Genomic DNA, 14725 nt, shown 5'->3' with positions numbered 1-14725 from the left:
CCGGACTCCGTTTCCGGATGCCCGCAGGAGTCAGCCTTCAGAAATCCTGCGCGCCTGATCCTGGCCATGGGGAACGGGAGGGATCCGGCAAGCCTGTTGCCAGGGCCATAGAGCGACTGCCACATCCAACTGAATCAACAGGATGAACAGAGAGATTTTCATGTAAGCTATACTCCAAAGCAGTCGTGTTCCTTGCCTTGCCCACATTCGGCCCGGTTCCGGATCAATGAACACGGTCGACACATTTACTGTCAGTCTGAAAGGTTTTATGAAGGTACCGAAAAGATTACAACCGCTTGTCGACGACGGCATGGTGGACGAAGTGCTCTATCAGCTCATGAGCGGCAAGGAAGCGCAGGTTTATGTCGTGCGTTGCGGAGACCAGACACGCTGCGCCAAAGTATTCAAGGAAGCCTCAAAACGAAGCTTCAAACAGGCGGTGGAATACCAGGAAGGACGAAAGGTCCGGAACAGCCGCCGGGCAAGGGCCATGAGCAAGAAAACAAAGTATGGCCAGAAAGAACAGGAAGATGCCTGGCTCAACGCCGAAGTGGACGCCCTTTACCGGCTTGCTGCTGCCGGGGTCCGTGTTCCCGAACCACTGGGCTTTGTGGACGGTGTACTGCTCATGGAACTGGTGGCTGATGAAGACGGTAAGGCTGCACCACGACTGGACGACGTCACCCTCACCCCGGAGCAGGCCAGAGACTTCCACGATCAGGTAATCCGCGAGGTGGTCCGTATGCTCAGTGCAGGTCTGATCCATGGAGACCTGTCTGAATTCAACGTTCTTGTCGACGCCAACGGGCCGGTCATCATTGATCTTCCCCAGGCCGTCAATGCCGCCGGCAACAACAACGCGGAACGCATGCTCGAGCGTGACGTCGACAATATGCGCCGGTACTTTGGCCGCTTCGCGCCAGAATTGATGGAAACGGATTATGGCAAGGAGATCTGGGCACTCTACGAGTCAGGTGAACTGCACCCGGACAGCAAACTTACCGGTGGCTTCAAGCACAATGACACCGCCGCCGACGTGGACGAACTGATGGAAATCATTGATGCTGCGAAAGAAGAAGAGTGGGAGCGGCAGGAACGCATGAGGGACGCCGAAGAAGACTGATACGAATATCGGCAGTCGGGTCTCAAACGGTTTCCAGTTCTACCCGATTCCGGCCGCCGCTTTTTCCCCGATAAAGAGCCTCGTCAGCCCGACTGAGCGCAGCACTCAGGTCTTCACCCGCTTGCAGTTCGCTCACACCAATACTGATCGTTACATCTGCATCCCGATCAATTACTGCACTCCAGTCCCTGGCTAAGAACGCGTTCCGTATCCGCTCCGCGCTTGCCTGTGCGTTAGCGGAATCCGTATCCGGAAGAATAACCAGGAATTCCTCACCGCCCCACCTGCCGACCAGATCCTGGGCCCGCAACTCATCACGGATCACATCAGCGACAACCCTCAGAACCCTGTCTCCGGCTTCATGGCCGTAGGCGTCATTGATCAATTTGAAGTGATCAATATCCAGCAGCAGGAGACCAACCGGATGACCACTGCGCCTGAATCGGGCCACCTCTTTTTCTGCCAGATAGGTCATGTGACGACGGTTGAAAAGCCCGGTCAGTGAATCTGTTGTTGCCATTTCCCGAAGATTACGCTGGGCCGTGACTACCATCCTGAGATAATAGGATGCCAGGTAACTGAACATGGCAAAGACAACACTCAGATTAAACAGATGAACGACGTGCAGAGCCGTCTGATGAATGGGCTGCAACGGCTCGATGTACCACATCAGACCATCCAGTCCAATGTAATAACCCCACAAAGCCAACAGTGCAAAAACCGCCCATCTGCGAGGTGCAGACACACAGATCGCTGGAATAAACATCAGGAGGTAGTAGTGAAAACCACTTTGCCATCCGATAAGTACGATACCTAGACCGGCATGGCCAAGCACTTCCGCCCAAATCAGTATGACCGCAATCTTGTTCCTGTGATTCTTGAGCGCGTAATAGGCACCGGCATACATGGCCACGCTGACCACATTCACCCATGCCAGAACCGGTGACCCTAATGCTTGGAAAAGAAAGAAAAAGATGACATCCACGGTACCCGCAATCTGGGTACATCGCATCGCCAGTCGCCAGAACTGGGGCCGGCGCCCCGGCGCAAGCTCATAAGTCGCCCGAGTAATGACAGATTCCATATACTGCAGAATTCCTTTTGTTTAGCTGTCAGGATACTTCAAAACCCGGAATTCTGGTTACAGAAATGTGCACAATTGCAACTTTTCCAGCCTCACCAGGGCAGCTCTTCACCATTGCTGTGCCAGAATGAGCCTGTATTCTCCAGGTTCAGGCCATCAATGCGCTCAGCCAGCCCTTTTGCCGACTCCTCCGGAGTGATCAGCCCGCCAAAATTCACCATACGGGTCTGCACATAGCCGGGATGCAGCTGGGCGACAGCAATACCACGGGGTTTCAGATCCATCGCCAGGGACTTGCCAAACGCATTAAGCGCTGCCTTGGAGGCCCGGTACCCGTACCGGCCGCCGGAGTCGTTGTCGGCGATGGAGCCCATCCGGCTGGTGATATTGGCAATTTTTCCACCAGAAGGGATCTGGTCTGCCAGTGCTTCAGTCACTCTCAGTGGCGCATAAGTGTTGATTTCCATCTGGGTACGGATGGAATCAAAATCAATGCTGCCCAGCTTCTCGTCCTGCAGCAGCCCCGCATTGTTGATGAGCAGATCAATGCGCTCTCCCTTCAGTCCCGCCACCAGTTTAGCCACGCCTTCATCGGTCGTCAGGTCTACGCTGTCGATAATTCGTGCGGCGCTTTCATGCAGCTCCGGCGAGGCTTCCCGACACACCCCGATCACCGAACATCCACGTCCCGCGTAGAGTCGGACAAGTTCCAGACCAATACCGCGGTTCGCCCCGGTGATGACCACAACAAATTTCCCAGGCATATCAGCCCCCTCAAGGATCAAAATAGTTCACTCAGCTTCCCATCCCCTGCTCTCCGGAACAACCGGTAAAACGGAACCGCCCTGCTTAGGGATACTATTTTTCTGTAAGATGCAGGGTAAATCAATCAATGATCGCCCGGAGCAGCATGTCAGCAGCGCTTGTTTTCGCCCTATTCTCAGTGATCCTGATTGCGGCAACCGTTTTCTACCTTTTCTTCTATCGCACCTGGCGGAGAGAGCGGGAACTGAAAGCCCCTTTCCCAGAATCCTGGCGTCACTACCTTGATTCCCACGTTCAGCTTTACGGACGTCTTCCGATGCCACTGAAGCAGGCATTGGAGCAGAGGGTGCAACTCTTTCTCTCTGAAAAAGAGTATTACGGCTGTGATGGTTTTGAAGTTGATGATCGTGTAAAGGTCACCATTGCCGGTCATGCCTGCCTGCTGATTCTCGCCCGCCCATACTCCGATTTCGATGAAGTTAGCAGCATTCTGGTCTACCCCGACGCCTACCACGTCAGGGATGTTGAAAGCGACGGCATGGTCGTCAGCGAAAGCCATCAAATCCGGGCCGGTGAAGCCTCAAGCCGGGGCCAGGTTGTGTTGGCCTGGAAGGAATGTGAGGAAGCTGCCAGAAATCCCCACAGCACCCATAACGTAATGCTCCATGAATTTGCCCACCAACTGGATTATCTGGACGGCATGGCGGATGGTGCCCCGCCCCTGAGCGAGGAGCAGGCCAGACACTGGAAACTGTCCATGACGGAAGCCTACGAAGACCTGAGGCACTCCTTGCATCACCATCAAAAACCCTGGCTTGATCCCTATGGTGCAACCGAACCCGCTGAATTTTTTGCCGTGCTGACCGAAGCGTTTTTTCAACAGCCCGATCACCTGAAGCGAACACAACCGGAAGTGTACAAAGCCCTGAGAGGCTATTACCGACTGGACCCGAGCGACTATCGACAAACCACCTGATGGTTGTGACGTGGCAAGGAGTGGTCCACTATGGAAGTAACCGGATCAGCGTGAAGAGGTGCGTATGCCAGCCATAGGATGGATTTTCATCATTGTTGCTCTGGCCCTGATAGTGGGCAGCCTGATGATACTGCGGGACAGTGCGCACAGCATGAAGATCTCTGACGAGAAAATGAAAAAAATTCAGGCTCGCAAGGCGGAAATAGAGGCTGAGGAGAGCGCCGAAGACAAGGAATGGTAGCCCGGCCAGAAGAGCCTGCACCGGGCCGGTACCTTTAATGATCGCTGTGGTCCATTTCGTGACCGGAGTGGTCCATTCCGTGTTCTTTCATTACCCCCCCATCCAGCGGTTCGACGGCGAGTTTGACGTCCATACTCTTCGCGCCCTCAAACGTAAGGGTGAGCGGGATTCGCTCCCCCTCCTGCAGCGGACTGTCCAGCTTTTCCAGCATCAGGTGGAAACTGTGAGGCTTGAGATCCACGGTTGCGCCAGCCGGGATGGTCAGACCGCCTTTGACCGGCTGCATCCGCATGACTCCATCGTGCATGCTGGTTTCATGGATTGATACATGACCAGCCCTGGGGGTTGCTGCGCCAATCAGTGTGACGTCACTGTCACCGCTGTTGGAAATACTCATGTACCCCACCCCCATGGGCGTACCCGGGGGTGTCGGCCGACTCCATGGGTGATCAACCTTGACCTGGCCCTGACTGTATTCATGAGCAAAAGCTGCCGGTGCAACCAGGGTCAATGCAAGCAAAAACGCGCTCAGGCAATACTTCATGTCCAGTGTTCCTTATCGACGGTGTAAAGAGGCAGGATAAAAAGCCCCCTCCTCATATCCAAGTTTTTCGGTGCGACCTATAGTCGCACCTTCCGTATCGGGCATTACCCAGCCACCACTGGACATTACAGCATCAGACCTTCTTGACGAATTCCGACTTCAGCTTCATCGCGCCAATGCCGTCAATCTTGCAGTCAATATCATGGTCCCCGTCCACCAGTCGGATGTTCTTCACCTTGGTGCCAACTTTCACCACAGAACTGGAGCCCTTGACCTTCAGGTCCTTGATAACGGTGACCGTATCACCATCCTGAAGTTCATTGCCATTGGCGTCGCGAATCACCTTGCCAGCCTCGGCATCCGCCGCCTCCGCTTCAGACCATTCATGACCGCATTCAGGACAAACCAGCTGAACACCATCTTCATACGTGAACTCAGAATTGCACTGCGGGCATGGAGGAAGCTGCGACATTATCATTTCCTGTTAATTGAATGAGCGTAAGATTATACCATTAACGACCCGGCGACACCCTCGCCAGAACCCTCGAATCATCCGACAAAGGCAACGCCATGATCACGCCCTCGTTGGAAGCGGGAAAAATCCCGGTCAGCGCCGTGATATTCACCTGATGGGAAACCAGAATCACCGGTGCTCCCTGCCCCAACTGATTGGCCAGAGTGATCGTCTGCTGCGTCTGGGTCTGGCCATCACGACGATTGCGGAAAAATGAATTCAACGCCGGCCACTCCGTCACCATTCCCATATCCATACCCGTGGCCGTATCCATACAGCGGCACCACTGACTGCTGAACACCCGCGCCTCGTCAATATCATGCTTCGCCAGAAACGGCTTCCACGCCCGTGCCTGCTCCCGACCGGTATCATTCAGATTTCGCTGCGTGCTGCAGTCGTTGATGTCAAGGTTCCCCGGATCCCCGGTGCCCGGCGCCAATGCGTGACGAATCATCAAAACAGCCCGCCCCTCCCTGAGCGCGTCCCAGGCTTTTTCATTGTTCCCGGCGGAAGACACAGTGAGGGGCAGAAACAGCACCAGAGAAACGGTTAGGAAAAATCGGCCAAGCATAGTTGCTACCTCCTGAAAAGATCCGAATACGTTGCACGATCTGCGGATGAACTGACAATGCCTCTTACATCAACAGACATTGGCCTTCGAGAGATACGCCGGCAAAACCTATCAGGCTCATAAGAACAAAAGGTAAACTCTCATCAGAACCAAACCAAATGAAGGAACCACCATGCCAATCTGGGTCGACGCCGACGCCTGCCCTGTCCCTATCCGGGAAATTCTCTGCCGCGCTGCCACCCGCTGGCACATCGACACCACCTTCATTGCCAACCATGCCATTACCCTGCCCCCGAGCCCTTACATCAAACGCCGGCAGGTGCCTCAGGGCTTCGATGTCGCCGACAACGAAATCATGGACCAGATGAGCGAAGGTGATCTTGTCGTCACCCAGGACATCCCCCTGGCCGCCGAAGCCATTGAAAAAGGTGCCGACGTTTTCAATCCGCGGGGCCAGGCCTTCACCAAGGAGAACATTCGCCAGCGCCTGGCCATGCGCAATTTCATGGAAGAAATGCGCAACGCCGGCCAGGTCACTGGCGGGCCCGCTCCCTTTAGCCAGACTGACCGCAAGGAGTTCGCCGACAAGCTCGACCGATGGCTGCAGAAAAACGCCCGCAGGTGATAATGATTCTGTTTTAAATTCCAGGCAGATCCGCTACCCTTCCCGCCTTTAAGTACGCAGGGTGATTCATCACCCTGCCTGTTCAACGGGAGAGAAGCGGAGTATGTCCTCACACAGCCATGAAACCACCAGCAGCTTTGCTGCGCTGGCTCGCCTGCTCAGATACGCCCGGGGATACCGCAGGCAGATCATTGCGGCTACCACCTGCTCCATCATCAACAAACTGTTCGATATTGCTCCCGAAATACTGATTGGCGTTGCCATCGATGTTGTGGTCAATAAGGAAGAGAGCTTTGTCGCCGGTCTGGGCTTTGAAACCGCGCAGGAACAGATCACCATACTGGCCGTTCTTACCTTTTTTATCTGGGCTGGCGAATCCCTGTTCGAATATCTGTTCCAGATCCTTTGGCGCAACCTCGCCCAGCGGCTGCAGTCCGATTTACGGCAGGATGCCTATGAACACGCCCAGCGCCTGGACATGAGTTTCTTCGAAGCTCGCAGTTCTGGTCAGTTGGTCGCCACAATGAACGACGACGTTAACCAGCTTGAACGCTTCCTGGATGGCGGCGCCAACGCCATGATCCAGGTAATGGTGACAGTGGTTGCCGTGGGTGCGGTATTTTTTGTGCTGTCGCCGCTCATCGCCCTGCTCGCATTCACCCCTATCCCCCTGATTATCTGGGGCGCCTTCTACTTCCAACGCAAGGCCGGTCCCCTTTATGCGGATGTTCGTGAAAAGGTAGGAGACCTCTCCAGTCGGCTCGCCAACAATCTGGGGGGCATTGCAACCATCAAGAGCTTTACCGCTGAACAACGGGAAGCGAAGCGTCTGAAAGAGAGCAGTGAAGCCTACGTGGAGGCCAATCGCCGGGCTATCCGCATCAGCTCCGCCTTTATCCCGGTGATTCGAATGGCCATTCTGGCCGGCTTCCTGGCCACCTTTACAGTCGGCGGGATGATGGCGCTTGAGGGCAGCCTGAATGTAGGCGCCTATGGTGTACTGGTGTTCCTGACCCAACGGCTGCTTTGGCCTCTGACCGGCCTTGCCGAGGTTATCGACCTGTTTGAGCGGGCCATGGCCAGTACCCGTCGCATCCTGGATCTTCTGGCCGAACCGGTGCATGTACGGGATGAGGGCGGCAAGCCGCTGAAAGAACCGGTAAAAGGTGACGTCGTGCTGGACGAAGTAAGCTTTCACTATCCGTCCAGCGGCGCCGGCATACAGGATGTCAGCCTGAGCGTTCCAGCCGGCAACACTCTTGCCCTGGTTGGCACGACCGGCTCCGGTAAATCAACGCTGATCAAGCTGCTGCTCCGCTTCTACGATCCGGGCCGGGGCGAGATCCGCATAGACGGCCAACCTGTCCGGGAGCTGAGCCTGAAGTCACTGCGAGGTGCGATTGGACTGGTGAGCCAGGATGTCTATCTGTTCGAGGGGACTATCCGGGAAAACCTTGCCTACGGGAATCCTGACGCCACCGATCACGACATCAATGAGGCAGCGAAAACGGCCGAAGCCTGGACGTTCATCAAAGCACTGCCGGAGGGGCTGGATACACCGGTCGGCGAACGGGGTGTTCGCCTGTCAGGTGGGCAGCGTCAACGACTGTCCCTGGCCCGCGCACTGCTCAAAAACCCGCCGATACTGGTCCTTGATGAGGCCACCAGCGCCGTGGACAATGAAACGGAGGCCGCCATCCAACGCTCACTGAAGCGTATCGGCCACAACCGGACCGTCATCATGATTGCCCATCGACTCTCGACAATCGTTGATGCGGACTCCATTGCCGTGATCGACGCTGGAAAAGTCGTCGAACAAGGCACCCATCGGGAATTACTGGAACAGGATGGCGCCTACGCCACCCAGTGGCGAGTGCAGACCGGGCAGATTCAGGCTGCCGAGTAACGCAATATGCATTGATAGTGATTCGCATTTAAATTATCCTGCAGGCCCTCAGTGTTCGGGAGCCTGCATGCCTGTATTTTTTGATGTTTCCAGTCTCGATGTCCGCATTGGCGACACCGCTATTCTTCATGACCTGAATCTCGGTTTCGTTGAGGGTGAGGTGACAGCCCTCCTCGGGCATAACGGCTCAGGAAAATCCACGCTACTGAAAGTGCTCGCGCGTCAGCTTGCTCCGACGTCGGGCAAGGTTCAGCTACTGGGCCGGCCTTTCCAAAGCACGGGCGCCCGGGAATTTGCCCGCCATGTAGGCTACCTGCCCCAGCATCCGCCCGGAACTGATGGATTGACGGTTCGCGAACTGGTCGCCCTCGGTCGTTATCCCTGGCGCGGCCCTCTCGGCCGTTACAACGACGAAGACCACAGACTGATTACCCAGGCCATTGAGGACACAGGCCTTGGCCTGTTCCAGCATCGCTCTGTCGACACGCTTTCAGGTGGTGAACGGCAGCGGGCCTGGATTGCCATGTTGCTTGCCCAGCAGACCCGTTGCCTGTTGCTGGACGAGCCCATATCGGCTCTGGATGTAAAACATCAGGTTGAAACCCTGCGCCTGGTCCATCGTCTTGCCCAGCAGCGGGATCTGACCGTTGTTGTCGTGTTACACGATGTAGATCTTGCGGCACGGTTCTGCGATCGCCTCGTCGCCCTGAAATCCGGACAACTGGTCGCCGATGGCAGTCCCCGGGACATCATGGATGCCGGCATTCTGGAATCCATTTACGACGTGCCCATGGGAGTGATGGAAAGGGCTCCTGGTCAATGGGTATCCTATGTTCACTAGGTTCCGATTGCCTTGGCGATATGGCGCCGCACTGCTGTTGAGCCTGCTGTCTGCCTTTGCCGGTGCCGCAAGCTGGCAGCACGAACAGGGGACTCTGACTCTGGACCACACACCGGAACGGGTCATTGCTCTCAACTGGGCCGCCACCGAGGCGCTGTTGTTACTCGGCATCACCCCGATCGGTGTTGCTGATCGTGATGGCTACAGCGTCTGGGTCAAGGAACCGGAACTGCCCGAGGGCGTCGCCAACATTGGTACCCGGACGGCCCCGAGCCTGGAAGCCATCGCCGAGCTGGAACCGGACCTGATTGTCACCAGTTCCGAAATGGCGCCCGCCGCCGAGCTGCTTGAGCGCATTGCGCCCACCTACGTTGTCAGCGTTTACACACAGAACTCATACCCTTTCAAAAAAGCCAGCGATATGCTCCTGACGCTCGGCGAGATACTGGATCGGGAAGAGCGCGCCCAAGCCGTTCTTGACGATATCAACCAGACCCTTCAGACCCAGCGCCGTCGTCTTGAGAACGCCGGTCTCACCGACCGCCCGGTGGCACTGGTGAGCTTTCTGGACGACCGCCACGTTCGTGTTTACGCACCCAACGGCATCTTTCAATCGGCCCTGAGTGCCCTTGGCCTCGAGAATTCCTGGCCCCATCCCGGGAACTACTGGGGTTTTTCTGTCATCGGGCTTGAAGCGCTGGCACCGTATCGTGACAGCCGGATTGTTGCCATTTCTCCGACCTCACCAGGTCTGCCAGAGACCCTGGCCAACAGCCCTTTCTGGACCTATCTGCCACCGGTTCAACGCAATCAGGTTTACCAGACTGATCCGGTCTGGCCGTTCGGCGGGGTGTTCCCGGTCAAACGGTTGGCAAGGCTGCTCACCGACAGTCTGCTGGAAGGAGGTTCTGACAATGTTCGCTGAGCCTTCTGAAAGAGGCGTCAGTCAGCCAACCTTGCCGGCCAGGCTACCGGTGGCCGTGGCACTGATCTGGTGTGGCGCGTTTCTCGCCAGCGCAGCGCCCTGGCTCGGCCAACTCGACACAGGCACTCTGATAGCCGCCTTCTGGACCTTCGAGGCCAGCGATTATGCGTCGGTACTCGCGCATTACAGTTGGGCACCCCGTGTCGCCATTGCGGTTCTCATTGGCTGTGGTCTTGGTCTCGCTGGCGCGGTCACCCAGCAAATCCTGGGTAACCCACTTGCCTCACCCTCGACCCTCGGCGTGGAGGCCGGCAGCCAGTTCGGGATAAGCGTTGCTACCCTGTTTTTTCCGGGATTGCTGGCCTTCAGTCCCGACCTGGTCGCCGTCACCGGCGGCTTACTCGCTATCGGGCTGGTAATCGCGCTGACCTGGCGCCTGGGGTTCTCACCGGTAACCGTCATCCTGGCCGGCCTTGTGGTTACTTTTTTCCTGGGTGCCGTCAACATGGCGTTCCTGTTACTCAAAGGCGAATGGCTGGGGAATCTGTTTATCTGGGGCGCGGGTTCCCTGGCTCAGAACAACTGGCATCCATTCATGGACCTCTGGCCCCGGGTACTGGTGCTTGGAGTGCTTATGGTTCTGCTGATGCGGCCACTCCAGGTTATGCAATTGGGTCAGGCGTCTGCCCGCTCCCTCGGTGCAAAAGTGGGCCTGATTCGTTTGCTGGCTTTGTTTCTGGTGGTATTGATGAGTGCTACCGTCGTCAGTCGGGTCGGCGTAGTGGCATTTATTGGCCTGGCGGCGCCGGTGTTGGCCAGACTGCTGGGCGCGCGCACACTGTTACAACGACTGATCTGGAGCAGCCTTCTTGGCTCAGGCCTGCTGCTGCTTGCCGATACGGCTGCCCACTGGGCATCGACCTGGGGCGATGGGTCTCTTGTGCCCACAGGTACGACCACCGCCTTGATCGGTGGGCCGATAATTCTGATTGCCCTGCAAGGTCTGAAGAATACCCATCATATGCCGGGTCAGGACGACAGCCACACCGGCTTTCTACCCAAAAGACGCTCCACTCTGGCGATCGGCGGTGCCATCGCCGTGCTTCTTCTGATCACCCTTGTCACTTCCATGAGCTGGTCACCCGGGCTAACGGATTGGTCCTGGACCCCGATAGCTCAATGGCATGAAGCCTGGATCTGGCGCGGCCCCCGATTACTGGCTGCTGTTCTTGCAGGCATGGCCCTGGGCCTTGCGGGAACCCTGATCCAGCGAATGACAGGCAACGTTATGGCAAGCCCGGAAATGCTGGGTATCAGCGGCGGTGCAGCGGTTGTCATGGTGTTGATTGTACTGTCCGGCGCTGATATCGGCAGGGCCGGACAGCTGGGAGCCGCCACCCTGGGCGCTGCTACTGCGCTGGGCTTGCTGATTCTGCTGGCTCGCAGACACCGGTTTGCCGGTAACCAGCTTCTGCTTGGCGGGCTCGCTCTCTATGTCTTTATGGACGCGGGCCTTCGTCTGGTCATGGCATCTGGTGGCACCGTGGCCTCAAGGTTGCTCAACTGGATGTACGGCGCCACCTGGCTGGTCTCGGAAACCGAGGCACTGGGACTCCTGGGGCTGATCCTGCTGATCGCTGCCACCTTGCTCCTGACTGTCCGTCCCCTGAGCATACTCCCCCTGGGGGAAACATCCGCCAGCTCGCTCGGTTTACCAGTGGCGAAGGTGCGCCTGTTGTTGCTGTTGTTGGCGGCATTGCTGACAGCCTCAGCAACCGTGGTTATTGGTCCACTGAGTTTCGTTGGTCTGATCGCGCCTCATCTGGCTCGGGTTCTCGGTCAGCAAACCGTTGGTCGACAGCTGATTGTCGCCGCTCTTGCCGGTGGTCTGCTACTGGGTATCGCAGACTACCTGTCCAGAATTGTGGTTTATCCCAACCAACTGCCGGCGGGCCTACTGGCCGCTCTGGTTGGTGGTCTTTATTTCCTCTGGGGGCTGAGTCGTCATGGCAGAGCCTGAGCGCACCCCAGGGTTGGGCCAGTGGGGCCACCAATACAGCCACCTCCTGACCCTGTCAGGACTGGATAGGGAGTCGATTCTCGATCAGGCACTGCCACCCTCTTCCGGCGCACAAACCGGCCTCTTCTCTCTGGCCCAGTGCCTGAAAGAACCGTCATTACTGACCCGGCAGGTTGGCACCGACTACCCCAACAACCCAGGTCCCCGGACCCTCCGTGCCTTCTTGTCTGTGCTTCAGCAGGACCTGGCCCTGAGTATCATTGCGCCTCTGACTATCCAGCTGTTTCGCGACGGCCATGCTCCTTTACCAGACCCCAATCGAATCTTCCTGGCACCGGCCAACGGGAACACGCAGACAATATCCCGATGGTTTCAGGTGCCGGGGGGAGATCCGGTTGATGAGGAGACCTTTGTACAGTCAGTAGGAGAAATGACTAACCAATGGTACCCAGTCTTCAGGCGACAACTGGGCGTCAGTCCCGGCGCCTACTGGAGCAGTATCGGTCTGGGATTGGGGGCACCATTTTCAGCCGTGTGGAACCAGGCAGAGCCGCAGTCGCTCTGCCAATTGGCCCAGAGCTGGCTTGAGCAGTTCGGGAACGATGCAAACCAGTTCATAAACTGGATTCCGGCGGTGTTCGGCGAACAGACCACGGCCATCCCCCAACGCAAGGGATGTTGCCTGAAATACCTTCTGCCGGAAGGCGGCTACTGCGGGACTTGTGGCGTTTATCGCAAGGAACGACTGGCCGCACTTACCCACCAAAAACCGAAGACAACGCCAGGCCAATGGCACCCAGACCAATAAGCACTGCGGCGCCTGCGGCCAGTTTCAGGCCTTCAATCATTTCCTGTTCGGGTGCCATGGTGTTTCCTCCTGCTTGACGTAAATTCATTGGCCATTACTTTATTGAGAATAATTTTTATTTGCAACAGCAGCCACTGATCTGTAAGTGATCCGAAGCCCTATACATCTGGTAATCGGACACGCTTCTGGGAAGCTCGCTTTAACTGCTACCCTGATTGTTCACACGGCATCTGCATGAAAGGAGGCTCCAATGGGTATACTCAAACACCTTGTCCTGACAGGCAGTCTATTGCTGGTTGTCATTCCCGGCATGGCAAACCAGACCTTTTCCTCCGATCAAGCAGATTTCCAGCTGGAGACCGTAGCTACTGGCCTCGAGCATCCCTGGAGCCTGGCGTTTTTACCAAATGGCTCCATGCTGGTGACAGAGCGGGAGGGAAGGCTGCGAATGATCCGTAACGGTGAGCTGTTGAGTGACCCTGTCAGCGGGGTACCGGAGCTTGTCGTATCTGGCCAGGGCGGGCTGCTGGACGTAATACTGCACCCGGATTTCGAGCAGAATCAGATCCTGTTCCTGAGCTATGCCCACCGAAACAGGGACGGTATGACCACCCGCGTGGCACGCGCGCAACTGGACGGGGAGCGCCTTACCAACGTTGACATCATCTTTGAAGCGCTACCCCGCTCGAACACTGGCAGGCACTTTGCCGGTCGCATGGAATTCGACCGGGAAGCCAATCTTTACCTCTCCGTTGGAGATCGCGGCGAGATGGATCGGGCGCAGGACAACCGTGACGATGCCGGAGGCGTCCACCGGATTGCGACCGATGGCGGCCCTGCCCCCGGCAACCCCTTCCTCAACACCAGCGGCGCTAACGATACCTTCTATACAACCGGCAATCGTAATATCCAGGGCATGACCATCCACCCGGAAACGGGCGAAATCTGGAGCCACGAACATGGTCCCCGGGGTGGCGACGAAATCAACATCATCCGGGCAGGCGCCGATTACGGATGGCCAACGATTACCTACGGCATCGACTATTCTGGCCTGCCCATCACCAGCAAAACCAGCAAGGAAGGCCTGGCCCAGCCACTGCATTACTGGGACCCGTCCATTGCGCCATCTGGCATAGCGTTCTATACAGGCGATTTGTTTCCCGAATGGCAGGGGGATCTGTTTGTCGGAGCGCTCAAGATGCGCAAACTCGTGCGCCTGCGCATTCAGGATGGTGATGTGACCGAGGAAGAAGACCTGTTGACCGACCTCGGCGAACGGATCCGCGACGTGCGCATGGGCCCTGACGGTGCCCTGTGGCTGCTGACAGACTCACCACGGGGCAAGGTCTACCGGATGGTGCCGCCTCAGTGAGGATCGTTGGTTCGCTCGGTTTTCTCGAACTGCGGCAACTCGTCGGTAATCTCGAACCAGTCAGATTTCGAGCCGACAAAAACATGCTGGGCCGGCCCCTTACGCAGGGGCTCGTTGATGCATCCGACCCGCAAACGCAGGATTCCGGGAATCGCATCAACACGGCTGTATAGCTGGCTGCCGCAACGACTGCAGAAACCCCGGTATTTGCCAGGACGTGATTCAAACTCGGCAATACGGTCTTCACCCGAGACGTAGCGAAACCGTACTTTCTGAACCGGTGCACTGGCGGAAAAAGCACTTCCATGGGCTCGGCGGCACTGGCTACAGTGGCACAGGGAAACGGGGCCAAGGGGGCCATCGTATTCAAAATTTACATCGCCACACAGGCAACGACCGGTGTACATGAT

General features: G+C 56.9%; 17 protein-coding genes. 10 read left to right on the top strand and 7 right to left on the bottom strand.

Translation table 11 applies throughout. The features are described from left to right. Positions 1 to 30: 30 nt before the first annotated feature. Positions 31 to 162, bottom strand: a complete 132-nt coding sequence (locus KO499_RS19835; protein ID WP_266100641.1) for a hypothetical protein — start codon at positions 160 to 162, stop codon at positions 31 to 33. 106 nt (positions 163 to 268) lie between these two features. On the opposite strand from KO499_RS19835, the gene KO499_RS10310 reads away from it, so the two are divergent. Continuing rightward, positions 269 to 1123 carry a PA4780 family RIO1-like protein kinase gene (locus KO499_RS10310; RefSeq protein ID WP_215983654.1) on the top strand — a complete coding sequence of 285 codons (855 nt, stop codon included), beginning with the start codon at positions 269 to 271 and terminating at the stop codon, positions 1121 to 1123. A 22-nt stretch (positions 1124 to 1145) separates the two neighbouring features. Here KO499_RS10310 and KO499_RS10305 read toward each other — a convergent pair whose 3' ends face one another. Next, entirely contained in the window at positions 1146 to 2207 is a 1062-nt protein-coding gene (locus KO499_RS10305; RefSeq protein ID WP_215983653.1) for a sensor domain-containing diguanylate cyclase, read from the bottom strand. 92 nt (positions 2208 to 2299) lie between these two features. Further along, entirely contained in the window at positions 2300 to 2971 is a 672-nt protein-coding gene (locus KO499_RS10300) for an SDR family oxidoreductase (RefSeq protein ID WP_215983652.1), read from the bottom strand. 146 nt (positions 2972 to 3117) lie between these two features. Here KO499_RS10300 and KO499_RS10295 point away from each other — a divergent pair, with 146 nt between their 5' ends. Continuing rightward, the gene (locus tag KO499_RS10295; RefSeq protein WP_215983651.1) at positions 3118 to 3948 is read left to right on the top strand and encodes a zinc-dependent peptidase; all 831 of its coding nucleotides are present in this window, start codon (positions 3118 to 3120) and stop codon (positions 3946 to 3948) included. Positions 3949 to 4012: 64 nt separating this feature from the next. Then, entirely contained in the window at positions 4013 to 4189 is a 177-nt protein-coding gene (locus KO499_RS10290) for a DUF2897 family protein (protein ID WP_148608007.1), read from the top strand. A gap of 34 nt (positions 4190 to 4223) precedes the next feature. Here the strand turns inward: KO499_RS10290 and KO499_RS10285 are convergent, their stop codons facing one another. The 3 genes from KO499_RS10285 to KO499_RS10275 all read right to left on the bottom strand — a co-directional run bounded on the left by KO499_RS10285 (position 4224) and on the right by KO499_RS10275 (position 5818). Continuing rightward, entirely contained in the window at positions 4224 to 4733 is a 510-nt protein-coding gene (locus KO499_RS10285) for a copper chaperone PCu(A)C (RefSeq protein WP_215983650.1), read from the bottom strand. Between the two features lie 133 nt (positions 4734 to 4866). Continuing rightward, on the bottom strand, positions 4867 to 5205 hold the full coding sequence (locus KO499_RS10280; RefSeq protein WP_215983649.1) for a zinc ribbon domain-containing protein YjdM: 339 nt from the start codon (positions 5203 to 5205) through the stop codon (positions 4867 to 4869). Between the two features lie 40 nt (positions 5206 to 5245). Further along, positions 5246 to 5818, bottom strand: coding sequence for a histidine phosphatase family protein (locus KO499_RS10275; protein WP_215983648.1), 573 nt, complete (start codon positions 5816 to 5818; stop codon positions 5246 to 5248). A 172-nt stretch (positions 5819 to 5990) separates the two neighbouring features. On the opposite strand from KO499_RS10275, the gene KO499_RS10270 reads away from it, so the two are divergent. The 7 genes from KO499_RS10270 (at position 5991) to KO499_RS10240 (ending at position 14315) form a co-directional block, all read left to right on the top strand. Then, positions 5991 to 6443, top strand: a complete 453-nt coding sequence (locus KO499_RS10270) for a YaiI/YqxD family protein (protein WP_215983647.1) — start codon at positions 5991 to 5993, stop codon at positions 6441 to 6443. A 103-nt stretch (positions 6444 to 6546) separates the two neighbouring features. Beyond that, positions 6547 to 8349 carry an ABC transporter ATP-binding protein gene (locus KO499_RS10265; RefSeq protein WP_215983646.1) on the top strand — a complete coding sequence of 601 codons (1803 nt, stop codon included), beginning with the start codon at positions 6547 to 6549 and terminating at the stop codon, positions 8347 to 8349. Positions 8350 to 8416: 67 nt separating this feature from the next. Beyond that, positions 8417 to 9190 carry an ABC transporter ATP-binding protein gene (locus KO499_RS10260; RefSeq protein WP_215983645.1) on the top strand — a complete coding sequence of 258 codons (774 nt, stop codon included), beginning with the start codon at positions 8417 to 8419 and terminating at the stop codon, positions 9188 to 9190. Next, on the top strand, positions 9180 to 10115 hold the full coding sequence (locus KO499_RS10255) for an ABC transporter substrate-binding protein (protein ID WP_215983644.1): 936 nt from the start codon (positions 9180 to 9182) through the stop codon (positions 10113 to 10115). The genes KO499_RS10260 and KO499_RS10255 overlap by 11 nt, the downstream gene beginning before the upstream one ends. Further along, positions 10105 to 12135 (top strand): Fe(3+)-hydroxamate ABC transporter permease FhuB, encoded by a 2031-nt coding sequence (fhuB, locus tag KO499_RS10250; RefSeq protein ID WP_215983643.1) that lies wholly within the window; start codon positions 10105 to 10107, stop codon positions 12133 to 12135. Before KO499_RS10255 ends, fhuB begins: the two co-directional genes overlap by 11 nt. Beyond that, entirely contained in the window at positions 12122 to 12943 is an 822-nt protein-coding gene (locus tag KO499_RS10245; protein WP_215983642.1) for a (2Fe-2S)-binding protein, read from the top strand. The genes fhuB and KO499_RS10245 overlap by 14 nt, the downstream gene beginning before the upstream one ends. A gap of 250 nt (positions 12944 to 13193) precedes the next feature. Further along, the gene (locus KO499_RS10240; protein ID WP_215983641.1) at positions 13194 to 14315 is read left to right on the top strand and encodes a PQQ-dependent sugar dehydrogenase; all 1122 of its coding nucleotides are present in this window, start codon (positions 13194 to 13196) and stop codon (positions 14313 to 14315) included. Here the strand turns inward: KO499_RS10240 and KO499_RS10235 are convergent. After that, positions 14309 to 14722, bottom strand: coding sequence for a GFA family protein (locus KO499_RS10235; RefSeq protein WP_215983640.1), 414 nt, complete (start codon positions 14720 to 14722; stop codon positions 14309 to 14311). The genes KO499_RS10240 and KO499_RS10235 overlap by 7 nt on opposite strands. Between the last annotated feature and the right edge of the window lie 3 nt (positions 14723 to 14725).

Source organism: Marinobacter sp. F3R08 (assembly GCF_018860425.1).
Lineage (GTDB): Bacteria > Pseudomonadota > Gammaproteobacteria > Pseudomonadales > Oleiphilaceae > Marinobacter.
The sequence above is the reverse complement of the archived record's forward strand: the minus strand, read 5'-3'. Positions and strand labels throughout refer to the sequence as shown.